Source organism: Stenotrophomonas sp. YJH_SMC_106-19 (assembly GCF_059368375.1).
Genome location: NZ_JCAFRQ010000002.1, coordinates 203,335 through 227,804 on the forward strand (window position 1 = coordinate 203,335; position 24,470 = coordinate 227,804).

Here is a 24,470-nt window from a genome sequence, read left to right on the forward strand (position 1 = left end):
TGTCGGCTGAAACCATCGTCACGCCTGCCGGGTCATGCGTGGCAGAATCGGACGATCCGGATTGCCTGCCTTGCCGATGTCGACGATCACCGCTGCCGCGTCACCCGTGAATTCCCCTCGCCGTGTACTGCTGGCCAGCCTGATCGGCACGACCATCGAGTTCTTCGACTTCTACATCTACGCCACCGCCGCGGTGCTGGTGTTCCCGCATCTGTTCTTTCCGGAAAGCAGTGACCAGGCCGCGCTGCTGCAATCCCTGGCCACGTTCGCCGTGGCGTTCATCGCGCGGCCGGTGGGTTCGGCGGTATTCGGCCACTTCGGCGACCGCATCGGCCGCAAGGCCACCCTGGTCGCGGCATTGCTCACCATGGGACTGTCGACTGTCGCAATCGGCCTGCTGCCGACCCATGCGCAGATCGGGCTGTGGGCTCCGGCGCTGCTGGCGCTGTGCCGGTTCGGCCAGGGGCTGGGGCTGGGCGGCGAGTGGGGCGGGGCGGTGCTGCTGGCAACCGAGAACGCACCACCGGGCAAGCGCGCGTGGTACGGCATGTTCCCGCAGCTGGGCGCGCCGCTCGGTTTCCTGCTGTCGGCAGGCATCTTCCTGGTGCTGGGCCGAAGCATGGGGCAGGACGACTTCCTGCAGTGGGGCTGGCGTATTCCGTTCGTGGCCAGCGCATTGCTGGTCGGGCTGGGCCTGTGGGTGCGCCTGAACATCCATGAGACGCCGGACTTCCAGAAGGCGCTGGAACGCAGAGCGCCGGTGCGGCTGCCGATGTGGACGGTGCTGCGCGACCATCCCGTGCCGATGCTGCTGGGTACGCTGGGCGCATTCGCCACCTTCGTGCTGTTCTATCTGATGACGGTATTCAGCCTGGGCCATGGCACGGCGGTACTCGGTTACAGCCGCGAGCAGTTCCTGCTGATGCAGATGGCCGCCATGCTGTTCTTCGCGCTGGGCATCCCGCTGTCGGCGCGCTACGGCGACCGTTGGGGCACCCGCCGGACGATGATCGTGGCCAGCCTGCTGATCCTGGGCTTCGGCCTGCTGTTTGCGCCGTTGTTCCAGCCCGGCAGCCCGTGGCTGGTGCTGGGCTTCCTGTGCCTGGGTCTGTTCCTGATGGGCCTGACCTATGGCCCCTGCGGCACATTCCTGGCCGAGATCTATCCGGTCGAAGTGCGCTATACCGGCGCATCGCTGTCGTTCAATCTGGCCGGCATTCTCGGCGCGGCGCCCGCTCCGTACCTGGCGACCTGGCTGGCCGAGCGCTTCGGCCTGGTCGCGGTCGGCTACTACCTGTGCCTGACCGCGATTGCGACGTTGGCCGCACTGGTGGCACTGCAGCGTCGCGTGCGCTGATCAGCCGAAAATCCGCTTGAGCGTGCGGCCCAGCCAGCCCCCGCCCTGGTGTTCACGGGTGAACTGGTTCAGATGTGACTTGACCTGTTCGGCGTAGGCCTGGTCGTCGCCGCGGATGTGGTTGAACAGCCAGCGCGAGAGCATCGTGCGCAGCTCGTCGCTGATGTCCTCACCGGCCTGGAACCGCAGCCGGTACTCGGCCACGCGCTTGATGAAGACCTCATGCACGCGCTTGTGGGCAGCGCAGAACGGATAGCCGGCTTCCTCCATCAGCTCTTCTTCGAACGCGAAGTGCGACATGGTGTAATCAACCACCTCGTCGATCACTTCGCCGACAGCAGCACGCTGCATGCTGGCCTGGGCCACATGCAGGTGATTGAGCATCTCGATGATGCGGCGGTGTTGTTGGTCGATCACATCGATGCCGATGTTCAGATCGTCCTGCCAGACCAGTAATGCCATCCCCGGCTCCCCTTCATGCGTGATGTCGGGGCCGACTGTAGGGCTGCTGCCGGCAGGCAGCGTTGATCTGGATCAAAGCGGATCGATCAGGGCAGGGCGGGCTCGCGCGGACGCAGCGGGCTGCCCATGGTGGTGCAGCTGACCCGGTTGCGGCCACCGGCTTTGGCCAGGTACAGCTGACGGTCGGCCTCGGAAATCAGGCGATGCAGCGCATCGCGCTGCGGGCGGAGGCAGCACAGGCCGATGCTGACGGTCATGCGCAGTGTGGCGGTGCCGATATCCACTTCCAGCGCCGCGATGCGCTGGCGGAGTTCCTCGAAGTAGAGCATTGCCTCGTCCTGCTCCATGTCCGGCACCAGCAGGCAGAACTCCTCACCGCCGAAGCGCGCGATCAAGTCCTGGCTGCGCGCATGCACGGCCACCGCCCCGGCCACGGCACGCAGGGCGTCATCGCCGGCCTCATGGCCGTGCGTATCGTTGATGTGCTTGAAGTGATCGATGTCGATCATCGCCACCGCCACGCTCTGGCCATGGGTCTGCAGCTGGGGCAGCTGGCGCTGGCTCTGTTCCAGGAAGCAGCGGCGGTTGGGCAGGCCGGTCAGGAAGTCCCGGGTGGCCAGATCCTGCAGGGTGCCGATCAGCTCCAGCTGGTCCACGTTCTGCGACACGCGGCAGAAGAATTCCTCGCGCGAGAAGGGCTTGCGCAGGAAGTCGTTGGCGCCGTTCTTCAGGAAGCGCGGAATCAGTGATGCGTCGGTATTGCCGGAAATGCCGATCACCGCCACCTTGTCGCGCGAGCGCAGGGTGCGCAGGCGGCGGGTGAATTCCACGCCCTGCATGCCGGGCATCTCCTGGTCGACCACCGCCAGCCGGATCGCAGGATGGGACTCGATCGCCGCCAGGCCTTCATTGCCATCGGCTGCCTCGTACACTTCGTGGCCGTACATGCGCAGCAGCGCGGCCGCATAGCCGCGTGCCGAGGGCGAATCGTCCACCACCAGCGCGGCGATGCGACGGTTGCGTTCCAGGCGCTGCACCAGCCACACCAGATAGTCGATGCTGCCGGGCGTGTTCTTCAGGACGTAGTCGATGATCTGCTGCTGCAGCACGCGCTTGCGCAGATCCTCGTCATACACGCCACTGACCACCACGGTGGGCAGATCGCGTTTCAGGAAGAATTCGACCACCGCGTCCCTGTCGCCATCGGCCAGAACCAGGCCGGTCAGGACCAGGAACCAGCCGCCGCTCTCATTGAGCAGGCGGTCGGCCTCGGCCAGGGTGGAAGCGACCACGACGGGCAGCTCCAGGCGCTGTTCGATCGCCTCGCGCAGCATGCCGGTGAAGGCACGGGAGTTTTCGACCAGCAGGATCCGCTGCGGAAGCGGATCGGCGAGGTCGCCATCGACGGCGGCCTGCGGCAGGACGGGCATGATGCGGAGGCTCACGTCAGGGAAGTCTTGGCACGGGTAGCGGCGGTTTCGGCCGTAACTTTAGTGGTGGTACCGCATGCGTTGTCATCGCGTGAACGCCGGCCGACACGTTCAGTGTCGGGGCCCGACGAGCGGAGTGGCGGAAGTTCTGCTCGTGGCGCTGGTGCTGGATGATGGTTATGCTGGCTGCGCCACCCTGCTGGCGGCCTGAGGTTGACTCCGTCCGGCTGAGGCAGCCCGCAAGCGAGGCCGAGAGCCCATCCAGTCATGGGGTGGCGAAGTGAGTTTGCCTGGCGTTGTCCAACCGAACACGGGGGTGAGTGTGAATTTCTCTGGTCTGCGTTTTTTGATGCCTGCAATGACTCTGTTGTCCGCACCTGCCGTCGCCGAGGCGGCATGCTGCCCGAGTGACGACAACGGAACACATATGGCTCAGGCGGGGCTTGGTGAGTCCCGTCCAGCAGCGACGAATCTGAGTGCAGATCCGAACTGGCTGGTGTATGGGTTCGAGCGTGAGGGAATCAACTATTATCAGGTGAATGACCTCTCCGGACAGGTCCTGCTGATAATCGGCAAGGTTGACACCACGTTCTGGACGCTCCCGGCCGGCAAAAGTCCGATTACCGTGTCATTGCCGTCGCAGCGGCTGGCATTGCCGGAAAAGTCCCAGCGGCATGTGGTACTCAGGCAAGCCGAGTTCTCGCTGGTCGTCTATGGTGCTGGTAGCAACGCAACGTGGGCGATCGAACTGCCGGCTACGAGTCGCTGAAGCATGATCTTTTCCTTGATCGAGGCGGATGAGTGAGAGTCAGGTGATGTCGGCGCGAGCAATCCACGCTGCATGCGTGCTGCCGTGGGTTGCACCCGTGGCCGTTTCCTGCAGTAGCACTCTTACGCGGTTTTGACGTGTCTGCACTTTACCGCCATAGGCCAGTGCACGTGAACTCAGGCGCTCGACGATCAGTTTTGCGGTTTCCAGCGACAAGTGGCGATCTCTGTCCAACAGAGATGCACTGATAAGGATGCCCTGTTGACCATGCAGGCTGCCGCAGCGTGCTTGGATCTGGATCTGCCCCCGTTCGTGTTTGAGCAGCAGTGCGACCGTTTCGGTAAGGGTTCGATAGGCAGCAAGCTGCAGTGCAATGCTCAGCCTGCAGGGGTCGCCCGTCATGCGGGGGAGCGCAACCCTGCTGGTCCGGTCCCAGTTTTCGCTGATGCCGCTGACCTGCAGGGCAACATACAACCCGACCTGCTCGACTTCGGTTGGATACACCAGGCTTGTGAGTTCACGGAACTGGCGTGAATGTGTCGTCGAGGTGTGCAGCAGATCCATTGCAGGTGCATGGTGTCCATGCATTTTCAGAAGATCGGCAGTCTGGTTCAGTGATTTCTCGACGCCGTCTGCGATCTTCCTGAGATCAAGCGCCCGCTGCCTCAGATCGAGTTCGCTGGCCATATGAGCAGTTCTCGAAAGTCTGGCCGTCTGACTCCCATCCAGATCATGGCGCGCATGCTGATGATAGTGCTGAGTGATGCGGGAACCGAGTAGAAGAAGCGCCGTCCCTGCAACGGCAATGAGCTGCTGCATCATGAATGTTCGCTGGTCGAACGAACCAGGCAGTCCTGATGCTGGTGTTGTCATTGCAATCACTATGTTCAACAGCGGAACACCCACAGCTGCTCCTCGCCAGCCATGGATGCAGGTCAAGGCAACAACCGGCAAAGCCATCACCAGTTGCAGGGATGTCTTGGTGGCATCTGGGAGCTCGACACCCGAGGCCATGAATGCGCCCAGTGATATCAGTAGTGTCAATGCGGCTACGGTAGGCGCGTGCTTCCAGAACTTCCACTCGTACAGTGACCGGCGCCGGATCCAGAGCAGTGCGAGTGGGGCGACAGTCAGTATTGCGATGTAATCACCGAGCACGAAGCGGACAGCTCGTGTCGCAAATGGCACGGAAGACGGGTTCTCGGAGAGCAGGTGGGCCAAGCCCAGTTTCAATGCGGTGGCGATGAGCGCGGCGGAAACCGCCATCGAGAGAAGCCAGCCCTCCGTTGTCGCGGTCATGAATCTGCGATGCGCCCGCACGACCAAGGCTACCGCTGGCATGAGGAACACGGAGCCCAGGATCACCCAAGCCAGCCCATACTTCCCGATGAGTGGATATCGCATCTGGGCAAAGTAAGCATATTCGCCAAGCAGCAGATAGGGCCAGAGGCGGGGAGGGCAGAGCAGCAGCGCAGCGACCCGTATGCCTGCCGGCAGGTAAAACTGGTCGAGCGAGACCTGACGAGCGGCCCAGCACGTGACGGCGTACATCCCAGCGATGAAAAGTCCGATGGGGCGTATCCGGAAGCTCAGCTCGACATCGTTCTTCCACCAGTTCAATCCCAAGCCTCCCTTGCTCGTACCATGGTGGCGTTCCATCCACTCTGGACGTCTACACCTCTGGCGACAGTATCGGCAGATTCCCGCCTACGCAATCGGATCTCTTCTTCGTTACCTGGCTCTTTGCCGCCGACACCAGTTCAGCACTGCTGCGAATTAGTGACATCCATCGCGCTTTGACTGGCAATTCTGTGTCAGGTTGCAGATTGCCGACCTTGGTCGAACGGCCACGGCGCATCTGGACGGTGTGCTGCCAGAGGGGCCTGCGGATAGGTGGCCAGCCCATCCAGCAAGGCGATCCGGATCCTGTTTTTCTGAACATCGACGACCCCGGAATAGGCGACGATCCGGCCCAATAGCTGTGAACTGACCAGTTCCTGAGTCTGTTGCGAAAGCGCATGGTGAGGATCGACAAGAGCGGCGGAAATCAGTACTCCGTGCATCTGTCTGAAGACGCCGCACCTGATGCGCACGGATATCTGACCGGGCTCATACCTGAGCAGTAACGATACGGCCTCCACCACGGTCCGGTATGCGGCCAGCTGCAGATCCACTCCCAACTGACATGGGTCGCCCGTCAGCCGGGGCTGCGTAACCCGGTGCGTATTGTCCCATGCCTCCCGCACGCCACCTGCACGAAGAGCGACGTAAAGCCCGAGACGCTCCAGGGCGGATGGGTAGATCATGCTCGCCTGCGCGCGGAATTGGCGCGAATGGACTTCTGATGTGTGTTTCAGGCTGTTGGCGACAGCGTGGTGCCCTTGCGCGTGCAGCCAGTTCACCATCTCGTTGAGCGACAGGTCCATCCCCTCGCCCAGCCTGCGCAGGTGCGCCGCTCGCTCTCGCAGATCCATTTCGCTGGCCATGTGCGTACTGCGGGCCAGTTTCATCGAGTTTCTGCCGTCTTCCTCACGCAGCCGATGCTGGCTCTGGAAATGCGTGATGCGCGCACCCAGCAACAACAGGGCGACGCTGGCGATGGCCATGGCCTGCTGGGTGGCAAAGGTCGCCTGATCGAATGATGCGGGGTGGTCAGAAGGGGTGCTCAGACCAAGAATCATGTTCACTGCGGCGACACCGACGGCCGCCCCGCGCCATCCCAGCAGGCAGGTCAGGGCGATTGCGGGAATAGGCAGGATCAACAACAACTGCAGCGAGCCAGGGGCCGTGATCGAGGCGGGTACCGGCGTCGCCTGCAGGCCAATGACCAGCATGGCTACTAGTGCTCCGACTGTGGCCGCAACGGACCGGGGTGTCCATTGTTCCTCGGCGCGACGGATCCAGAGCAGCGCGAGTGGCGCCAGGATGAGGATCCCAGTGAAGTCGCCCAGCGCATAGCGCATTACGTTGGTGATAAACGACGCGTTATGCAGCGGCTCCCAGAGCAGGTACGAGATTCCGAGGTTGAGCAGGCTGATGATCGTCGCGGCACAGACCGCGATCGAGATCACGCCGAGGACCGTGGTGCGCGCAAGCAACTTCCGGTGCATGCGTACGATCAGCATCACTGCCGGCATGAGAAATGCCGAGGCCAGAAGCACCCATGCCAACCCGTATTTTTCGAGCAGCGGAATCCGCAGATGGGCGAAGTAGGCGTACTCGCCCAGCAACAGGTAAGGCCACAGGCGCGGTGGACAGAGCAGCAAGGCGGCCACACGCACACCTGCCGGCAGGTAGAACTGGTCTACCGAAAGTTTGCGCGTGGCCACGCAGGCGACGGCATAGATGAGCATCAGCACCAGTCCCTGGGGACTGATCCGGATGTTCACCGGTAGACCTTCCTTCCACCACTGCATCCACGTGCTCCCCCTGCTCCTGTGCAGATTATGCAAACAATCGGTGTGAAGGGATCAAGTCGCGCTGCCGTGGAGTCCCGTCAAGGGCGCTGATATCGTCACCACAACGCATCCCGCAGCCTGTACCACGACATCGCAGCCACCAGCAGCGGCATGCGCAGCAGGCGCCCGCCCGGGAACGGCGCGTGCTTCAGGCGCTGGAACACGTCGAGGCGCTCGCTCTGGCCGGCGATTGCCGCGGCGATCACGTCACCCGCCAGTCCGGCTGCCGCCACGCCGTGGCCGGAGAATCCCTGCGCGAAGTACAGATTGCCGTCCAGCCGTCCCCAATGCGGGGCGCGGTTGCGGGTGATGTCGACATAGCCGCCCCAGACCTGATCGAGAGCGACGTCGGCCAGCTGCGGAAAAACCGCGTGCATGCGTCGCTGCATCACCCCGCGCAGCCCGGGCGGCGGTAGCGCCGAGTAGCTGGCGCGGCCCCCGAACAGCAGACGATGGTCGTGGCTCAGGCGGAAATAGTCCAGCGCCCAGGCAGTGTCTGCTACTGCCATGTCATTACGGATCAGGGCGCGGGCCCGTTCGGGGCCGAGGCACGCACTGGCACCGATATAGGTGCCTACCGGCATGATGCGGTGCTCCAGCACTGGCAGCAGGCCCTGCAGCCAGGCATTGCCGGCGATCACCAGATGCGCGGCGCTGACGCTGCCGTGCGCGGTGTGCAGGGCCGGACGAGGCCCGCGCTGCACGCGGGTGACCGCAGAGTTCTCGTGGATGACCACCCCGGCCGCGCGCGCTGCGTCGGCCAGGCCGCGCGAATACGCCAGGGGGTGCAGGTGCGCGCTGAGTGGATCGAACATGGCCGCGCGATAGCGCGGGCTGTCCAGCTGCCCACGCAGTGTCTGCCGATCCCACCACTGCATCGGGTAATCGTATTGCTGTTGCAGGTGCTCGCAGTGGGCACGCAGCTCGCGCTCGTGGCGGGCACGGATGGCGACGCTGGCGTGGCCCTCACGCCAATGGCAGTCGATGCCGTAGCGGTCGATGCGGGTGCGCATGGCCTGCACGGCGTCACGTGACCAGTCGAACAGATGGCGGGCATCGTCCCGGCCCAGCTGCCGTTCCAGTTCGTCCACCTCGCAGCCATAGCCCACCAGCGCTTGGCCACCGTTGCGACCGGACGCGCCCCAGCCGATCCGCTGGGCGTCCAGCAGGACCACGTGCTGGCCGCGTGAGGCCAGTTCCAGCGCCGCCGTCAGGCCCGTGTAGCCTGCACCGAGAACTGCGACATCGGCCTGCACGTCGCCCTGCAACGGAGGCAGGGCGGCCGGCTCCGGCAGGCTGGCGGCATACCAGCTGGCTGGAAAGGCGGACGTCACTGCGGGCCTCGCGGGCGCAGGGTGGGAAGACGGGGCGGAGGAGGTTGATCGGCGTTCACGCCCCCAGTTTCGCCGATACTTGGCACCTCGCGCGTGATGGCGACGACTTGCCGCACTCGCGCACCTGCGGGTAACGTGTCTGCACGCCAAGGAGTTTCCCCATGCGTCGCCTGCCCTGGGTGGGCCTGCCCACCGACAGTACGGTGCTTGGCCATCATCACTTTGCGGTGGCCGGCGAGAAGTATGTCCGCGCCCTGGCCGAGGCGGCGGAGGTCACGCCGCTGGTGCTGCCCAGCCTGCAGCCGCCGCTGCCGGCGCGCGATTGGCTGCAGGGCCTCGACGGTCTGCTGCTGACCGGTGCGGTCAGCAACATCGAGCCGCAGCATTACGACGGTGGCCGCAGCTGGCCCGGCAATGCGCATGATCCTGCGCGCGATGCCAATGCCTTCGCACTGCTGGACGAGGCGCTGGCGATGGACCTGCCGGTGCTGGCGATCTGCCGTGGCTTCCAGGAATTGAACGTCGCCATGGGAGGCAGCCTGCATCCACAGGTCCATCGGGTACCCGGGCTGGCCGATCATCGCGAAGATCCGCAGGCGCCCGTGGACGTGCAGTACGGGCCGTCCCACGCGGTCACACTGGTGGCGGATGGGTGGCTGGCGGGCTGGCACGGCGAGGGGAGGGTGCAGGTCAATTCGGTGCACGGCCAGGGCATTGCCCGCCTGGCCAGCGGCCTGCAGGTCGAGGCCCGCGCCGATGACGGGCTGGTCGAGGCGGCACGCAGCCCGCGCCACCGCTTCGTGCTCGGCGTACAGTGGCACCCGGAGTGGCGCGTCATGCAGGCGCCGTTCTATCACGCTATTTTCCGTGCGTTCGGCCAAGCTTGCCGGCAGCATCAACAGAACCAACTGGATTCCCGATGAGTTCCCGAACGCGCCCGCGCAAGACGGCAACGCCCCCCGCACCGCAGGAGAGCAGCCTGCTGCGCTGGCTGAAGGAGCGGCGTATCACCGAAGTCGAATGCCTGGTGCCCGACATCACCGGCAACGCGCGCGGCAAGATCATTCCCGCCGATAAGTTCTCGCACGACTACGGTACCCGCCTGCCCGAGGGCATCTTCGCCACGACTGTCACCGGCGAGTTTCCGGATGACTACTACGAACTGACCTCGCCGTCGGACTCGGACATGATGCTGCGCCCGGATCCGGATACCGTGCGCATGGTGCCGTGGGCCGCCGATGCCACCGCGCAGATCATCCATGACTGCTACACCAAGAATGGCGAGCCGCATGAGCTGGCGCCGCGCAATGTGCTGCGTCGCGTGCTGGCGGCCTACGCCGAGCTGGGCCTGCGCCCGGTGGTGGCGCCGGAACTGGAGTTCTTCCTGGTGCAGAAGAACACCGACCCGGATTTCCCGCTGCTGCCGCCTGCCGGCCGCTCCGGTCGCCCGGAAACAGCGCGGCAGTCGTATTCGATCGATGCGGTCAACGAGTTCGACCCCATCCTCGACCTGATGTACGACTACGCAGATGCCATGAAGCTGGACGTGGACACGCTGATCCACGAATCCGGCGCGGCACAGCTGGAAGTCAACTTCACCCACGCCGATGCGATGGATCTGGCCGACCAGGTTTTCCTGTTCAAGCGCACCATGCGCGAGGCGGCGATGCGCCACGGCGTGTACGCCACTTTCCTGGCCAAGCCGATGGAGAACGAACCGGGCAGCGCCATGCACATCCACCAGAGCCTGGTGCGGGTGAGCGATGGCAGCAACGTGTTCGCCGGTGAGACCGATGCCGAAGGCGAGTTCAGCCCGGTGTTCGGCCATTATCTTGGGGGGCTGCAGAAGTATGCGCCGCAGGCGATGGCGTTCTTCGCGCCGAACGTCAATTCCTATCGCCGGCTGGTGTTCGGCGAGGTGTCGCCGAGCAACGTGCACTGGGGCTTCGACAACCGCACCTGCGGCCTGCGCGTGCCGCTGGATACACCGGAGAACATGCGGGTGGAGAGCCGATTCGCGGGCTCCGACGCCAATCCCTACCTGGCGATGGCCGCCACCCTGGCCTGTGGCCTGCTCGGCATCCGCGAGCGGCTGGCGCCGGATGCGCCGGTCACCGGCAGCGCCAAGGAGCTGGGCTACAACCTGCCGCGCTCGCTGGGCGAAGCGCTGGACGGGCTTGAGCGCTGCGGCGAACTGCAGGCGCTGCTGGGCGAGCGCTTCTGCCGGGCCTACATCTCGGTCAAGCGCAAGGAGTACGAGACCTTCTTCCGTGTCATCAGCTCGTGGGAGCGCGAGTTCCTGCTGCTGAACGTGTGAAAGCGTGGAATAGAAAAATCCGCCGCCGGGGGGTAGGCTGGCATCCGTCGCCGGCCCGAGCCGGCCCCCCTCCCCGCATTCTGGAGCACCCGATGAAGCTGCGTATCCTCACGCTCGGCCTGGCCTCCGCCATGCTCGCCGCCTGTGGCGGTGGCAACGGTGGCAGTCAGGACAGCCAGGTCCTGAACGTCTACAACTACAGCGATTACATTGCCGAGGACACCATCCCGACCTTCGAGAAGGAAACCGGGATCAAGGTGACCTACGACGTGTTCGACAGCGATGAGATGGTCGAGACCAAGCTGCTGGCCGGCAACAGCGGCTACGACGTGGTGGTGCCGACGCTGAACTTCTTCGGCCGGCAGATCCAGGCGGGCGTGTTCCTGCCGCTGGACAAGAGCAAGATCCCGAACCTGGCCAATCTGGACCCGGCGGTGATGAAGCGCATCGCCACCCAGGATCCGGACAACCGCTACGGCGTGCCGTACATGGTCGGCACCACCGGCATCGGCTACAACGTGGACATGCTGAAGGAGCGTTTCGGCGGCAGCACCGACATCGCCAACAGCTGGGACCTGGTGTTCAAGCCGGAGAACATCAGCAAGATGAAGGACTGCGGCGTGACCATCCTGGACACGCCGGCCGACATGATCCCGATCGCACTGCACTATCTGGGCCTGGACCCGCACAGCGGCGATCCGGCCGAGCTGCAGAAGGCGGCCGACCTGTTGAAGTCGATCCGCCCGTACGTGCAGAACTTCCACTCCTCGCAGTACGTCGGTTCGCTGGCCAACGGCGGCACCTGCCTGGTGGTCGGCTGGTCGGGCGACATCATCCAGGCCCGCGACCGCGCCGAGGAGGCCAGCAACGGCGTGCATGTCGCCTATTCGATTCCGAAGGAAGGCGCACCGCAGTGGTTCGACATGCTGGCGATCCCGAAGGACGCCAAGCATCCGGAGGCCGCTTACAAGTTCATCAATTACCTGCTGGAGCCGAAGGTCGCTGCGGCCAATACCAACTTCATCCACTACGCCAACCCGGTGCCGACCGCGACTCCGCTGGTGGACGAGGCGATCCGTACCGACCCGACCATCTACCCGCCGGCCGATGTGGCCGCGAAGATGTTCACCTATTCGATCAACACCCCGGAGACGGACAAGCTGTACACCCGTCTGTGGACCGAGGTGAAGACCGGCAGGTGAGATGACGGTGGCGCCGGGCCATGCCCGGCGGATGCGGGTAGACGTCAGCGCACAGGAAACGGAGGCCAATGGCCTCCGTTTTTTTCACCTTGCCTCCGCATCGCTTCCCCTACCGTCCCGTATGGCACCGACCACCGCCTTCAGACAATGACCGAACAGCCCCAGCGCGCCGACGCCGCCCCTGACGAAACGCCTTCCACCGAGGACAAGCCCTCGCCGCTGAAGAACCCCAAGGTGCGCTGGACGCTGGCCATCATCGGCGTCGTCGTGGTCATCGCCCTGGTTGCCTGGCTGATCTACCACCTGCTGGTCGGCCGCTACCTGCAGGACACCAACAACGCCTATCTGCAGGCCGACGCTGTCGCGGTCGCTCCGCGCATCAACGGTTACGTCACCGAAGTGCTGGTGCAGGACAACCAGTGGGTCAAGGCTGGCGAACCGCTGCTGCGCATCGACCCGCGCACCTACCGTGCCACGCTGGACCAGGCCGAGGCCGTGATCGCCGTGCGCGAAGCCGACATCGCCGCTGCTGCCGCTGGGGTGCAGGGCCAGCAGTCCAGCCTGCTGCAGGCACGGACCCAGCTCACCGCGGCCGCCGCCTCGCTGCGTTTCGGCCGGTCAGAGCTGGCGCGCTTCACCCCGCTGGCGGCCAGTGGGGCCGACACCCATGAACACGTCGAAAGCCTGCGCCACGATGTCGAGCGCGCCCAGGCCCAGTACGATGCGGCCAAGGCACAGATCCAGGGCGCGCAGAGCCAGATCGAAGCCAGCCAGGCCCAGCTTGAGCAGGCGCAGGCTGGACTGAAGCAGGCGCAGGCCGACGCTGCGCAGGCCAGAGTGGCGTTTGAGGACACCGAGCTGCGCGCGCGCATCGATGGCCGTGTCGGCAACAAGACCGTGCAGGTCGGCCAGTTTGTTGCTGCCGGTACCCGCACCATGACCATCGTGCCGGTTGCTTCGCTGTACCTCGTTGCCAACTTCAAGGAAACCCAGGTGGGGCTTATGCGCGCCGGCCAGGCGGCCGAAATCAAGGTCGATGCGTTGCCAGGCACCCCATTGCGCGGCACGGTGGAGAGCATTTCGCCGGGTACCGGCTCGCAGTTCGCGCTGCTGCCGCCACAGAACGCCACCGGCAACTTCACCAAGGTCGTGCAGCGCGTGCCGGTGCGCATCCGGGTGGACGCAGGTGCTGAAGCACGCAAGGTGCTGGTGCCGGGCATGTCGGTGGAAGTGACCGTCGATACCCGCAATGCAAAGGATGCGCGCGAGCGCACCCAGGACGAGGCCGAGGCCATGGCCGCGCCGGCGCGATGAACGCCACCCGTGCCCACGCAGCACCTGTCGCCGGAGGCAAGGCGGATGTCGCGGCCTGGCTGGCCGTGGCGGCCGGCACCATCGGTTCGTTCATGGCTACGCTGGACATCTCCATCGTCAACGCCGCGTTGCCCACCATCCAGGGCGAAGTGGGCGCCAGCGGCACCGAAGGCACCTGGATCTCCACCGCCTTCCTGGTCTCGGAAATCGTGATGATTCCGCTGACCGGCTGGTTCGTGCGCACGCTGGGCCTGCGCACTTTCCTGCTGATCTGCGCCACGCTGTTCACTGCGTTCTCGGTGATGTGCGGCCTGGCCGATTCGTTGCCGATGATGATCGCCGGACGGGTAGGGCAGGGTTTTGCCGGTGGTGCGCTGATCCCGACCGCGCTGACCATCGTCGGCACGCGGCTGCCGCCGAAGCAGCAGCCGCTGGGCACGGCGCTGTTCGGCATGACCGTCATCCTGGGCCCGGTGATCGGCCCCTTGCTGGGCGGCTGGTTGACCGAGAACGTCAGCTGGCACTACGCGTTCTTCATCAACGTGCCGATCTGTGCCGGCCTGGTTGCCCTGCTGCTGCTCGGCCTTCCGCATGAAACGTCTGATTGGGGTGGGCTGCTGCGCGCAGACTGGCTGGGCATCGTCGGCATGACCGCCGGCCTGTCCGCGCTTACCGTGGTGCTGGAAGACGGCCAGCGCGAGCGCTGGTTCGAATCGACGATGATCGTGGTTCTCAGCATCGTCTCGGTGCTGGGCTTCGCGCTGCTCGCGCTTTCGCAGTTCACCAGCAGGGAGCCGGTCATCCGCCTCAACATCCTGTTCCAGCGCAGTTTCGGCGCGGTGTTCGTGATGGTGATGGCGGTGGGCATGATCCTGTTCGGGGTCATGTACATGATCCCGCAGTTCCTTGCGATCATCGCCGGCTACAACACCGAGCAGGCCGGCTATGTGCTGCTGCTGGCCGGCCTGCCGACCATCCTGCTGATGCCGTTGATGCCGAAGATGCTGGAAACGGTCGACGTACGCATCATGGTGTTCGGCGGCATGCTGTGCTTCGCCGCTGCCTGCTTCGTCAATCTGGGGCTGACTCCGGACAGCATCGGCCCGCACTTCGTCATAGGCCAGCTGCTGCAGGGCTGTGGGCTGGCGCTGGCGATGATGGCGTTGAACCAGGCGGCCATCACCTCGGTGCCGCGCGAGTACACCAGCGATGCGTCCGGCCTGTTCAACGCCGCGCGCAATCTCGGCGGCTCGATCGGGCTGGCCATCATTTCCACTTTCCAGGAACGCCGCACCACCCTGCACATCGATGCGATCGGCAGCAGCGTTACCGCAAACTCGACCATCGCCCAGGACGCGCTGCATGCCTACGGCCAGCAGCTGGGCGACGCCACCCAGGCGATGGCCGTGCTGGCGCAGACGGTGCAGATGCAGGCGATGGTGATGGCCTACAACGACCTGTTCTGGATCTTCGGCCTGATCGTGGTGGCCACCCTGCCACTGGTCTTCCTGCTCAAGCCCCTGCCCAAGGGCGTTCCATTGGCGATGCACTGATGACTTCGACGACCTTGCCCGTTTCCCTCCTTCTGCGCCGGCTATGTCCGGCCACCCTGCCGCTGCTGCTGGCGGGCTGCATGGTGGGGCCGGATTACGTGAAACCGGACGTGGCCACGGTCGCTACCGCGCAGGCGCAGCTCCCACGCGCGGCGCAGGCCGGCGTGCAGCCTGCCAGCCCGCCCAGCCAGTGGTGGCGCGCGCTCAACGATCCGCTGCTGGACCAGCTGGTGGACGAGGCGCTGCGCAACAGCCCCAACCTGCGCGCCGCCCAGGCCAAGCTGCTGGCCTCGCGCGCGCTGCAGCGCCAGCGCCGCGCCGAGCAGCTGCCCAGCGTGGGCGCGGCGGCGGGCTACGCCAACATCAGGGCACCGGATTCGCTGGAAAACAGCGTGCGCGGTCTGGGCGAGAACATCGCCGGGGTGGCCGAGGCCAACGGCCGTCCGCAGGAGGTGGCGCAGCTGCGCCAGCAGTTCGCCGATATCGATCTGGACACCGAGCTGTACGTGGCCGGCTTCGACGCCAGTTGGGAACTGGACCTGTTCGGCCGCCGACGCCGCGCGGCCGAGCAGGCCGCCGCCGAAGCCGAGGCCAACGCCGCAGCACTGGCCGATGCGCAGGTGCAGCTTGCCGCGGAACTGACCCAGGTCTACCTCGGCTACCGCAGCAGCCGCGAGCGTATCGCCCTGGCCGAGCACAACCTCCGAGCCGCCGATGAAAGCCTGCAGCTGACCCGTCAGCGTCGCCAACGCGGTGCGGATTCGGACCTGCAGGTGGAGCGCGCGCAGGCCCAGCTGCAACAGCAGCAGGCTGCGCTGCCGCCGCTACAGGCACAGGCCGACGAAGCCCGGGATGTGCTGGCCCTGATGGTTGGCCGCGAGCCGGGGGCGCTGGATGCGCGGTTGGCGGCAGACCAGCCGCTGCCGGTGCTGCCGGCCAGCGTCCCGGTGGACGATGCGGGCGCTTTGATCCAGCGCCGGCCGGATGTGCGCAAGGCTGAGCGCGAGCTGGCGGCATCCTCGGCGCAGATCGGCCAGGCGATCTCAGCATATTTTCCGCAGGTGACCCTGCTGGGCAGCATCGGCGCGGGCGCCACCTCGGTTTCCGACCTGGGGCGGAATTCAGCCGCCACCATCGTCGCCCCGTTCCTGCGCTGGTCGCTGTTCGACTTCGGCGTGAACAAGGCCCGTGTGGCCCAGGCTCGGGCCGGCAATGAGGCCCGGTTGGCGGCCTACGAGGGCACGGTGCTGGCTGCACTGCAGGATGCCAACACCGCGTTGGCGCGCTTCGGTGCGGCGCGGCAGCAACTGCAGGCCAGTGTCCGCGCCGAGGCTTCGGCGGACCGTTCGCTGGCGTTGATGAGCCAGCGTCGACAGGCGGGTGCCACCTCGCAGATCGATCTGCTGGACGTACAGCGCCAGCGGCTGCAGGCGCAGGATGCCGCCGCCCAGGCGCGGCTGCAGTTGCTGGTGCGGTACGTGGCGCTGCAGAAGAGCCTGGGGCTGGGCTGGCAGGAGGCACCGCCGGTGGCTGTTCGCTGAACCTCTCCGCCGGGCATGGCCCGGCGCTACCGGAGCCAGGCCATGCGGGTAGCGCCTGGCCATGCCCGGCGGGCAACGGCCGCTCGCCATACCCCGTCATACCGTCATCGCCCCCTGGCCGGTAGAATGGCGCCCGCTGTCCACCGCCCGCTCCCGGAGCCCCCATGCCCGTTGAAGCCCAGCCGGAAGCCGCCGCCGTTGATACGGTGAGTGCGCCCGGCTATCTCTCCATTCGCGACCTGCGCAAGGAATTCGACGGCTTCGTCGCCGTCGACGACGTCAATCTGGACGTGCGCAAGGGCGAGATCTTTGCCCTGCTGGGCGGCTCCGGCAGCGGCAAATCCACCCTGCTGCGCTGCCTGGGCGGCTTCGAGACACCCACCAAGGGCAGTATCACCCTTGATGGGCAGCGTCTGGACGCGTTGCCGCCCTATCAGCGGCCGGTCAACATGATGTTCCAGTCCTACGCCCTGTTCCCGCACATGACGGTCGAGCAGAACATCGCGTTCGGCCTCAAGCAGGACGGGCTGGGCAAGGATGCGATCGGCAGGCGCGTCGGCGAAATGCTGGAGCTGGTGCAGATGGGCCACCTCGGCAAGCGCAAGCCGCATCAGCTGTCCGGCGGACAGCAGCAGCGCGTGGCGCTGGCACGCTCGTTGGCCAAGGGCCCCAAGCTGCTGCTGCTGGATGAGCCGATGGGTGCACTGGACAAGAAGCTGCGCTCGCAGATGCAGCTGGAACTGGTCAGCATCATCGAATCGTCGGGCGTGACCTGCGTGATGGTCACCCACGACCAGGAAGAAGCGATGACCATGGCCACCCGCATCGCGGTGATGGATGCGGGCTGGATCCAGCAGGTCGGCAAGCCGGACGAAGTGTACGAGCAGCCGGCCAACCGGTTCGTCGCCGAGTTCATCGGCTCGGTGAACCTGTTCGACGGCGTGATCGACGAGGACCTGCCGGAGTATGTGACCGTACGATCGCCGCTGTTCCCGGCGCCGATCTACATCGCCCATGGCATCACTGGATATGAAGGGCAGCCGGTCGCATTCGCGCTGCGCCCGGAAAAGGTGATGATCGGCAAGGACGAGCCGGAAGGGCACACCAACAAGGCACAGGGTGTGATCGAGGACATCGCCTACTTCGGCAGTCACTCGGTCTACCACGTGCGCCTTCCCAGTGGAGCCAAGGTGCTGGCCAACTTCGCCAATTCGCAGCGCTGGGCCAGCGATGGCCTGACCTGGGGTGACAGCGTGTGGGTGCACTGGCGCGACAATGACGGCGTGGTGCTGACCTCATGAATGTCGCCGGGCTGAAGCGCTGGCTGCCGGGACTGCGCGCCACGGTGATCGGTGTCCCGTATCTGTGGCTGCTGCTGTTCTTCGCAGTGCCCTTCCTGATCGTGTTGATGATCAGCTTCTCGCACAGCCGTGTCGGCTCGCCGCCGTACACCTGGCTGCTGCAGTACGTGGACGGCGGGTTCTCGCTCAAGCTCAACCTCGAGAACTATCTGGCGCTGTTCCGCGATTCGATCTACGCCCAGGCGTTCCTGAGTTCCATCAAGATCGCAGCGATCTCCACCTTCCTGACCCTGCTGATCGGCTACCCGATGGCCTATGCCATCGCCCGGCTGTCGCCGGCGGCGCGCAACGTGGCGATGATGCTGGTGGTGTTGCCGTCGTGGACCTCGTTCCTGATCCGCGTGTACGCGTGGAAGGCGATCCTGGACCGCAACGGCCTGCTCGACCAGTTCCTGCAGTTCACCGGTCTGCAGACGCTGATGACCGGCATGGGGCTGCCCAGGCTGCAGCTGATCGATACGCCGACCGCGGCCTATATCGGTATCGTCTACTGCTATCTGCCATTCATGGTGCTGCCGCTGTACGCCAACCTGGTCAAGCATGACCACCGCCTGCTGGAGGCGGCCTACGATCTCGGTGCGAAGCCGTGGCAGGCCTTCCTGCGCATCACCCTGCCGTTGTCCAGGGCCGGCATCATCGCCGGCTGCATGCTGGTGATGATTCCGGCGGTCGGCGAGTTCGTCATCCCTGAGATGCTCGGCGGATCGGAGACGTTGATGGTTGGCCGGCAGCTGTGGAACGAGTTCTTCAACAACCGCAACTGGCCGGGCGCCTCGGCGATGGCGGTGGCGATGATCCTGCTGCTGCTGGTGCCGATCCTGCTGTTCAACCGTTCCCAGCAGCGCCTGCTGGAAGGGAAGCAGGCATGAGCCCGCGTACCGCCAAGGGCCTGGGTCTGGGCGTGCTGCTGCTCGGCTTCGCCTTCCTGTACCTGCCGATCCTGCTGTTGATGTTCTATTCGTTCAACAGTTCGCGGCTGGCGATGGTATGGGCGGGCTTCTCCACCCGCGCCTACAGCGATCTGTTCGCCGACCGTGCACTGATGGACGCGATGTGGACCAGCCTGGTGGTGGCGTTCTGGACCGCCTGCACCGCCACGGTGCTCGGTACGCTGGCGGCCATGGTGATGACCCGATTCAAGCGTTTCCGCGGCAAGCCGCTGTTCGGCGCGCTGGTCACCGCGCCGCTGGTGATGCCGGACGTGATCCTGGGTTTCTCGCTGATGGCGCTGCTGGCCTCGATGGGGGCCATTCCGGGCTTCCCGGCGCGTGGACTGGCGACCATCTGGATCGCCCACGTCACCTTCACCCTGTGCTTCGTCACCGTGGTGGTGTCTTCGCGCCTGCAGGAAATGGATCTGTCGCTGGAAGAAGCGGCGATGGACCTGGGGGCCAGCGGGCTGACCGTGTTCACCCGCATCACGCTGCCGATCATCGCCCCAGCACTGGTAGCGGGCTGGCTGCTGGCCTTCACGCTGTCGCTGGATGACGTGGTGGTGGCCAGCTTCGTCGCCACGCCGGGCTCGACAACACTGCCGATGAAGGTCTTCGCCTCGGTCCGCATGGGCATCAGCCCGAAGATCAATGCGCTGGCCACGCTGCTGGTATCGGCGGTGTCGATCGCGGCGGTGATCGGCTGGTACATCAACGCGCGCGCCGAGAAGCGGCGGCAGCGCGACCTGCAGCTGGCCCGGCAGGACAACGGCTGATCCGGCAACGCGCGGCTCACGGGCAAGGGCGCACACTGGGGATCTGCCTGAAGGAGATCCCCCATGACTGTCGAGATCATCGATCCCACCACCGGCCAGGTGACCTACCGCCATGAACTGATGGGCGCTGCCGACGTCGAGCAGCGCCTGCAGGCCGCGGCCGACGCATTCCCGGCCTGGGCCGCACGTTCGCTGCAGGAGCGGGGTGCCGTCCTGCGAGGCATCGCCGCGCAGCTGCGCACGCGGCGTGACGAGCTGCAGCAGGCGATGACGCACGAGATGGGCAAGCTGAAGGCCGAGGCATTGGCCGAGGTCGACAAATGCGCGGCGGCCTGCGAGTACTACGCCGATCACGCCGCCGACTACCTCAAGCCCCAGCTGATCGATACCGAGGCACAGCGCAGCTACGTGCGCTACGAGCCGATCGGCTGCGTGTTCGCGGTGATGCCATGGAACTTCCCGGTCTGGCAGGTGTTCCGCTTCCTTGCGCCTGCCTTCATGGCCGGCAACGTGGCGCTGCTCAAGCACGCCAGCAACGTGCCCCAGTGTGCGGACCTGATCCTGGCGGTGTGCCGCGACGGTGGCCTGCCGGCCGGTGTGTTCGACGTTCTGCACATCGACAACGACCAGGCAGCCGAGGTGCTGCGCGATGCGCGGGTGAAGGCGGTGACGCTGACCGGCAGCGAACGCGCCGGGCGTTCGATCGCGTCCAATGCGGGCAGCCAGCTGAAGAAGTCGGTGATGGAGCTGGGGGGCAGTGACGCCTTCGTGGTGCTGGACGATGCCGACCTCGACAAGACCGTGGCGGCCGCAGTGAAGTCACGCTTCGACAACAGTGGGCAGACCTGTATCGCTGCCAAGCGCTTCATCGTGGTGGAGCGCGTGGCCGATGAATTCACCCGCCGCTTCGTCGAGGCCGCTGGTCAGCGCCGGTATGGCGACCCCAGCGAGCGCGAGACCACGCTGGCACCGATGGCCCGCGCGGACCTGCGCGACGAGCTGCACAAGCAGGTGCAGGCGAGTGTGGCCAAGGGGGCGCGGGTGCTGCTGGGCGGCGAGCCGATTGCGGGCACGCATGCCGGCTATCCGGCCACCGTGCTGGACCAGGTCGGGCCGGGCATGCCCGCCTACGACGAGGAACTGTTTGGGCCGGTGGCTGCGGTGATCCGGGTCAAGGATGAAGAGGAAGCGCTGCGCGTGGCCAACGACACCCGCTTCGGGCTGGGCGGCAGTGTCTGGACCGGAGACCCGGTGCGTGGCGAGTCCTTCGCCCAGCGCATGGAATGCGGTGCGGCCTTCGTCAATGCCATCGTCAAGAGTGACGCGCGGCTGCCGTTCGGCGGCAGCAAACAGTCAGGCTTCGGCCGCGAACTGGCGGACCATGGCATCCATGAGTTCATGAACATCAAGACTGTCTACGTGGCCTGATGGTGCATTCCGTGTGCCACGGTAAAGAAGCAGCCGAGCCCGAACCTGGGCTCGGCTCTACAACCACCGCGCGCGCTTGAACAACCGGTACAGGCCCACGCAGACACCGCCCACGCCGACGATCATCAGCGGGTACGCCCATGGCTGGCTCAACTCCGGCATGTGACTGAAGTTCATGCCGTACCAGCTCGTGATCAGTGTCGGCGCCGCCAGCAGGGCCGCCCACGCACCCAGCCGCTTCACGGTTTCGCCCTGCGCCAGCGTCACCAGCGAGAGGTTCACGCTCAGTGCGGTACCCAGCATCTCGCGCAGGGTATCGATCACGTCGCTGATGCGCACCGCATGGTCATGCACGTCGCGGACGTAGAGCTTCACTTCGTCCGGAATCAATTCGCCCTGGTAGCGGCGCAGCTGCGCCAGCACGTCCTGCAAGGGGGCCACGGCCATCCGCATCTTGTTCAACTCGCGCTTGAGCTCGTACAGGCGCACCACGGTGCTGCGCTTGTAGCTCTCGGCGAAGATGTCCTTCTCCAGCAGCTCCAGCGTGTCGCGGAAGCGGTTGGTGATCGGCAGGTAGTTGTCGACGACGAAGTCGGTGACGGCATACAGGCAATACGACGGACCCATCTTCAGCAGCTGCGGCTCGCGTTCCACCCGGGCGCGTACTGGTGCATACGACAGCGAAGCACCGTGGCGCACGGTCACCAGGAAACGCGGCCCGAGGAAGGCGTGGGTTTCACCGTACTGGATGCGCTCATCGACCATCTGCGCGGTGGTCATCACCACGAACAGCGAGTTGCCGTAGGCTTCCACCTTCGGCCGCTGGTGCGCATTCCGCGCGTCCTCGATCGCCAGGTCGTGCAGGCAGAACTCCTCCTGCAGCTTCAGCAGCACGTCTTCATTGGGGTCGAACAGGCCGACCCAGACGAAGCCGTTGCCGCTGGCGATGACGTCGCTGATGGCGTCCAGGCTGATGTCATGGCGGACGCCCTGCTCATCGTAGTGGACGCAGTTGATGACGCAGGCGGGATTGGCCGAAGCAGGTGCGGCAGCGGAGGCGGGCAGTGACATGCCCGCCATCGTGCGTCAGTGCCGCGTATCCGACAAGTGACGATCGCGCCCCAGCACCCAGGCCAGGGCAGCATGGATCGGCAGCAGCAGCACGATCCATTGCACGTTGTACTGTGCCTGCAGGCTCAGCCAGTGCAGGATCAGCGCGGCCAGGGCCTGCAGTGCCACCAGCCACAGCACGACCGTGAACATGCGGCCCGGCGGGCGACGGCGCAGCAGCCGGACCGCGCCCGGCAGCAGCAGCACGCACAACGGCGAAAGCAGCAGCAGGTTGCGGTTGGCCCAGGCGGCGTAATGGGTGCTGAAGCCCCAGAGGAACACCAGCAGGCCACCTGCGACGGCACACAGCAGCCACAACGGCAGTCCCAGTCCGGCCAGCAGGCGCGGCCGGTTGCGCAACGCCAGCACGCCGGCAGCGATGGCCAGGCCGCACAGCAGCCACGGCCACCAGCGGCGCGGGAATTCCTTGGGCTCCGGATCGATGCGGTGCGGCAGCAGTTCCTGCTCGGACTGCACCAGCGGACGACCGTCGCTGTTGCGCGCCTGGCGCAGGGCGTCGGCCAGGCGCATCGGCACGAACGCTTCCTGCCAGCGTGACAGCGGCTGATCGGCGAACGGGCCCAGGCCCACGTCGAAGCCCAGCCACATCCACGGCGCGGGCGAGGCCAGGCGGACCGATTCGCTGCGGTAGGTATTACCGCGCGAGCGTCCGGACAGCTGAGCATGCAGTCCACCACCCAGCGCCTTGTCCAGCGTGTCGCGCACCATCGTCGCGCAGTTGGCGGTGTAGTAGTCGTAGTGGTAGCGCGCGTTCTCCGGCCTGGCCCGCTCGGCCAGGTCGGCGGCCAGTGCGCGCGCCTGGTCCGGGCGCAGATCCAGCCACTGCACGCTCGCTCCGCGGCCGGTCTCGTCGTAGTACGACAGGTCCTGCTGAAGGGGCAGCGCCACCAGGTAATACATCATGTCGCCACGCACGAAACGACCGATGAAGTCATCCTCGGACGGATCGAAGTAGCCGAAGTTGTACGACGTTGCCTCACCACTGGCCGGATCGAGCACCACGATGGCGTCATGGCCGAAACGCTCGAAGAACACCGTGCCGGGCTGCATCGTCACCACGCCGATGCGCGGCGCCGGAGTTCCGGCGACTGTAGCCGTCGCCTGCGCGAAGGCGATGGCAGGCACGGCCGTGGCCAGCATGCACAGTGCCAGCCACAGGGTGAGGATCAGCCCGCGCCGCTTCAAGCGTCGTCCTGCGCGTCCGGTGGCAGCACCGTCACGTGGAAGGCCTGTACCCGGCGCGCATCGGCACGCGCGACACGGAACATGAAGCGGTCCAGCGCCAGTTCGTCTCCGATCTCCGGAAGGTGACCGACCGCTTCCGTGACCAGGCCGCCGATGGTGTCGTAGTCCTCGTCGGAGAACGTGGCACCGAAGCGCTCGTTGAAATCCCCGATCGGGGTCAGGGCATCGACCACGTACTGGCCGTCGGCCTGGATCGCGATCTGTGCCGACGGATCCTCGGCTTCGTCGTGCTCGTCATCGATGTCGCCGACGATCTGTTCCAGCACGTCCTCGATGGTGACCAGGCCGGCGACGCCGCCGTACTCGTCGACCACGATGGCCATGTGGTTGCGCGACAGGCGGAACTCCTTCAGCAGCACGTTGAGCTTCTTCGCTTCAGGAATCAGCACCGCCGGGCGCAGCAGTTCGCGTACGTTGGCCGGGCCGTGGTCGGCAACCACGCCGCGCAGCAGGTCCTTGGCCAGCAGGATGCCGAGGATGTCGTCCTTGTTCTCGCCATGCACCGGGAAGCGCGAATGGCCGGATTCGACCACCTGCTTCATCAATTCCAGGAAGGGCGCTTCGACCGGCAGCGAGACCATCTGCGAACGCGAGATCATCACGTCGCCCACGGTCAGCTCGGCCACCGAAATGGCGCCTTCCATCATCTTCAGGGTATCGGCGGCGATCAGACCTTCTTCCTGCGCGGTGTGCAGGACAGCGACCAGCTCGTCGCGGGTATGGGGTTCGCCGGAGAACGCGGACGTCAGGCGTTCCAGCCAGCCGCGCTTCTTTTCACTGTGCTCCTGCAGGGAGCTACTACTGTCGTCTTCAGACATCTCTGGAAAAAGGGCACCCGGCATGCCGGGCGTTGGCGCCAG

At 65.6% G+C, this 24,470-nt stretch carries 20 protein-coding genes; 12 read left to right on the forward strand and 8 right to left on the reverse strand.

Annotated features, from left to right (window positions below; translation table 11 throughout):
• Positions 1–76 precede the first annotated feature (76 nt).
• Complete coding sequence (locus tag AC5P5M_RS08465; RefSeq protein ID WP_279941843.1) at positions 77–1,357, forward strand: MFS transporter; 1,281 nt, start codon at positions 77–79, stop codon at positions 1,355–1,357.
• Here AC5P5M_RS08465 and AC5P5M_RS08470 read toward each other — a convergent pair whose 3' ends face one another.
• Positions 1,358–1,819, reverse strand: coding sequence for a bacteriohemerythrin (locus AC5P5M_RS08470; RefSeq protein WP_053516564.1), 462 nt, complete (start codon positions 1,817–1,819; stop codon positions 1,358–1,360).
• Between the two features lie 86 nt (positions 1,820–1,905).
• Complete coding sequence (locus AC5P5M_RS08475) at positions 1,906–3,249, reverse strand: diguanylate cyclase (RefSeq protein ID WP_111185685.1); 1,344 nt, start codon at positions 3,247–3,249, stop codon at positions 1,906–1,908.
• Between the two features lie 358 nt (positions 3,250–3,607).
• Between AC5P5M_RS08475 and AC5P5M_RS08480 the strand changes: the two genes are divergently transcribed.
• Entirely contained in the window at positions 3,608–4,018 is a 411-nt protein-coding gene (locus AC5P5M_RS08480) for a hypothetical protein (RefSeq protein ID WP_227255205.1), read from the forward strand.
• A gap of 39 nt (positions 4,019–4,057) precedes the next feature.
• On the opposite strand, the gene AC5P5M_RS08485 is transcribed toward AC5P5M_RS08480, so the two are convergent.
• The 3 genes from AC5P5M_RS08485 to AC5P5M_RS08495 all read right to left on the reverse strand — a co-directional run bounded on the left by AC5P5M_RS08485 (position 4,058) and on the right by AC5P5M_RS08495 (position 8,810).
• Entirely contained in the window at positions 4,058–5,638 is a 1,581-nt protein-coding gene (locus AC5P5M_RS08485) for an MASE1 domain-containing protein (RefSeq protein ID WP_065176206.1), read from the reverse strand.
• Between the two features lie 194 nt (positions 5,639–5,832).
• The gene (locus AC5P5M_RS08490) at positions 5,833–7,434 is read right to left on the reverse strand and encodes an MASE1 domain-containing protein (protein WP_081279807.1); all 1,602 of its coding nucleotides are present in this window, start codon (positions 7,432–7,434) and stop codon (positions 5,833–5,835) included.
• Positions 7,435–7,532: 98 nt separating this feature from the next.
• Positions 7,533–8,810, reverse strand: coding sequence for an NAD(P)/FAD-dependent oxidoreductase (locus tag AC5P5M_RS08495; protein WP_495205761.1), 1,278 nt, complete (start codon positions 8,808–8,810; stop codon positions 7,533–7,535).
• A 161-nt stretch (positions 8,811–8,971) separates the two neighbouring features.
• On the opposite strand from AC5P5M_RS08495, the gene AC5P5M_RS08500 reads away from it, so the two are divergent.
• The 10 genes from AC5P5M_RS08500 to AC5P5M_RS08545 all read left to right on the forward strand — a co-directional run bounded on the left by AC5P5M_RS08500 (position 8,972) and on the right by AC5P5M_RS08545 (position 21,234).
• Complete coding sequence (locus AC5P5M_RS08500) at positions 8,972–9,733, forward strand: gamma-glutamyl-gamma-aminobutyrate hydrolase family protein (RefSeq protein ID WP_495205762.1); 762 nt, start codon at positions 8,972–8,974, stop codon at positions 9,731–9,733.
• Complete coding sequence (locus AC5P5M_RS08505) at positions 9,730–11,127, forward strand: glutamine synthetase family protein (RefSeq protein WP_065181214.1); 1,398 nt, start codon at positions 9,730–9,732, stop codon at positions 11,125–11,127. The genes AC5P5M_RS08500 and AC5P5M_RS08505 overlap by 4 nt, the downstream gene beginning before the upstream one ends.
• Positions 11,128–11,219: 92 nt before the next feature.
• Positions 11,220–12,329, forward strand: coding sequence for a polyamine ABC transporter substrate-binding protein (locus AC5P5M_RS08510; protein WP_065176209.1), 1,110 nt, complete (start codon positions 11,220–11,222; stop codon positions 12,327–12,329).
• A gap of 147 nt (positions 12,330–12,476) precedes the next feature.
• Complete coding sequence (locus tag AC5P5M_RS08515; RefSeq protein ID WP_065176210.1) at positions 12,477–13,643, forward strand: HlyD family secretion protein; 1,167 nt, start codon at positions 12,477–12,479, stop codon at positions 13,641–13,643.
• Complete coding sequence (locus AC5P5M_RS08520) at positions 13,640–15,196, forward strand: DHA2 family efflux MFS transporter permease subunit (RefSeq protein WP_495205763.1); 1,557 nt, start codon at positions 13,640–13,642, stop codon at positions 15,194–15,196. The genes AC5P5M_RS08515 and AC5P5M_RS08520 overlap by 4 nt, the downstream gene beginning before the upstream one ends.
• Positions 15,196–16,737: an efflux transporter outer membrane subunit gene (locus AC5P5M_RS08525; protein ID WP_495205764.1), complete on the forward strand. Its 1,542-nt coding sequence runs from the start codon at positions 15,196–15,198 to the stop codon at positions 16,735–16,737. Before AC5P5M_RS08520 ends, AC5P5M_RS08525 begins: the two co-directional genes overlap by 1 nt.
• A 164-nt stretch (positions 16,738–16,901) precedes the next feature.
• The gene (locus tag AC5P5M_RS08530) at positions 16,902–18,038 is read left to right on the forward strand and encodes an ABC transporter ATP-binding protein (RefSeq protein WP_065176213.1); all 1,137 of its coding nucleotides are present in this window, start codon (positions 16,902–16,904) and stop codon (positions 18,036–18,038) included.
• Positions 18,035–18,967 (forward strand): ABC transporter permease subunit, encoded by a 933-nt coding sequence (locus AC5P5M_RS08535; protein WP_495205765.1) that lies wholly within the window; start codon positions 18,035–18,037, stop codon positions 18,965–18,967. Before AC5P5M_RS08530 ends, AC5P5M_RS08535 begins: the two co-directional genes overlap by 4 nt.
• Positions 18,964–19,806: an ABC transporter permease subunit gene (locus AC5P5M_RS08540; RefSeq protein ID WP_495205766.1), complete on the forward strand. Its 843-nt coding sequence runs from the start codon at positions 18,964–18,966 to the stop codon at positions 19,804–19,806. The genes AC5P5M_RS08535 and AC5P5M_RS08540 overlap by 4 nt, the downstream gene beginning before the upstream one ends.
• 63 nt (positions 19,807–19,869) lie before the next feature.
• On the forward strand, positions 19,870–21,234 hold the full coding sequence (locus tag AC5P5M_RS08545; RefSeq protein ID WP_065181219.1) for an NAD-dependent succinate-semialdehyde dehydrogenase: 1,365 nt from the start codon (positions 19,870–19,872) through the stop codon (positions 21,232–21,234).
• 57 nt (positions 21,235–21,291) lie between these two features.
• Here the strand turns inward: AC5P5M_RS08545 and AC5P5M_RS08550 are convergent, their stop codons facing one another.
• Genes AC5P5M_RS08550 through AC5P5M_RS08560 form a run of 3 tightly spaced genes read right to left on the reverse strand, consistent with a single transcriptional unit; the run spans position 21,292 to position 24,428 of the window.
• Complete coding sequence (locus tag AC5P5M_RS08550; RefSeq protein WP_053516581.1) at positions 21,292–22,314, reverse strand: magnesium and cobalt transport protein CorA; 1,023 nt, start codon at positions 22,312–22,314, stop codon at positions 21,292–21,294.
• Positions 22,315–22,320: 6 nt separating this feature from the next.
• Positions 22,321–23,550 carry a lipoprotein N-acyltransferase Lnb domain-containing protein gene (locus AC5P5M_RS08555; RefSeq protein ID WP_494531125.1) on the reverse strand — a complete coding sequence of 410 codons (1,230 nt, stop codon included), beginning with the start codon at positions 23,548–23,550 and terminating at the stop codon, positions 22,321–22,323.
• Positions 23,547–24,428, reverse strand: coding sequence for a CorC family transporter (locus AC5P5M_RS08560; protein ID WP_053516583.1), 882 nt, complete (start codon positions 24,426–24,428; stop codon positions 23,547–23,549). Before AC5P5M_RS08560 ends, AC5P5M_RS08555 begins: the two co-directional genes overlap by 4 nt.
• Between the last annotated feature and the right edge of the window lie 42 nt (positions 24,429–24,470).

Bases quoted from the DNA above. Each gene is read 5' to 3' on its own strand.
- AC5P5M_RS08505 (WP_065181214.1), top strand. From the start codon at position 9,730: ATGAGTTCCCGAACGCGCCCGCGCAAGACGGCAACGCCCCCCGCACCG.
- AC5P5M_RS08545 (WP_065181219.1), top strand. From the start codon at position 19,870: ATGACTGTCGAGATCATCGATCCCACCACCGGCCAGGTGACCTACCGC.
- AC5P5M_RS08465 (WP_279941843.1), top strand. From the start codon at position 77: ATGTCGACGATCACCGCTGCCGCGTCACCCGTGAATTCCCCTCGCCGT.
- AC5P5M_RS08530 (WP_065176213.1), top strand. From the start codon at position 16,902: ATGCCCGTTGAAGCCCAGCCGGAAGCCGCCGCCGTTGATACGGTGAGT.
- AC5P5M_RS08550 (WP_053516581.1), bottom strand. From the start codon at position 22,314: ATGGCGGGCATGTCACTGCCCGCCTCCGCTGCCGCACCTGCTTCGGCC.
- AC5P5M_RS08535 (WP_495205765.1), top strand. From the start codon at position 18,035: ATGAATGTCGCCGGGCTGAAGCGCTGGCTGCCGGGACTGCGCGCCACG.
- AC5P5M_RS08500 (WP_495205762.1), top strand. From the start codon at position 8,972: ATGCGTCGCCTGCCCTGGGTGGGCCTGCCCACCGACAGTACGGTGCTT.
- AC5P5M_RS08520 (WP_495205763.1), top strand. From the start codon at position 13,640: ATGAACGCCACCCGTGCCCACGCAGCACCTGTCGCCGGAGGCAAGGCG.
- AC5P5M_RS08540 (WP_495205766.1), top strand. From the start codon at position 18,964: ATGAGCCCGCGTACCGCCAAGGGCCTGGGTCTGGGCGTGCTGCTGCTC.
- AC5P5M_RS08510 (WP_065176209.1), top strand. From the start codon at position 11,220: ATGAAGCTGCGTATCCTCACGCTCGGCCTGGCCTCCGCCATGCTCGCC.
- AC5P5M_RS08480 (WP_227255205.1), top strand. From the start codon at position 3,608: ATGACTCTGTTGTCCGCACCTGCCGTCGCCGAGGCGGCATGCTGCCCG.
- AC5P5M_RS08525 (WP_495205764.1), top strand. From the start codon at position 15,196: ATGACTTCGACGACCTTGCCCGTTTCCCTCCTTCTGCGCCGGCTATGT.
- AC5P5M_RS08470 (WP_053516564.1), bottom strand. From the start codon at position 1,819: ATGGCATTACTGGTCTGGCAGGACGATCTGAACATCGGCATCGATGTG.
- AC5P5M_RS08560 (WP_053516583.1), bottom strand. From the start codon at position 24,428: ATGTCTGAAGACGACAGTAGTAGCTCCCTGCAGGAGCACAGTGAAAAG.
- AC5P5M_RS08475 (WP_111185685.1), bottom strand. From the start codon at position 3,249: ATGCCCGTCCTGCCGCAGGCCGCCGTCGATGGCGACCTCGCCGATCCG.
- AC5P5M_RS08490 (WP_081279807.1), bottom strand. From the start codon at position 7,434: ATGCAGTGGTGGAAGGAAGGTCTACCGGTGAACATCCGGATCAGTCCC.
- AC5P5M_RS08515 (WP_065176210.1), top strand. From the start codon at position 12,477: ATGACCGAACAGCCCCAGCGCGCCGACGCCGCCCCTGACGAAACGCCT.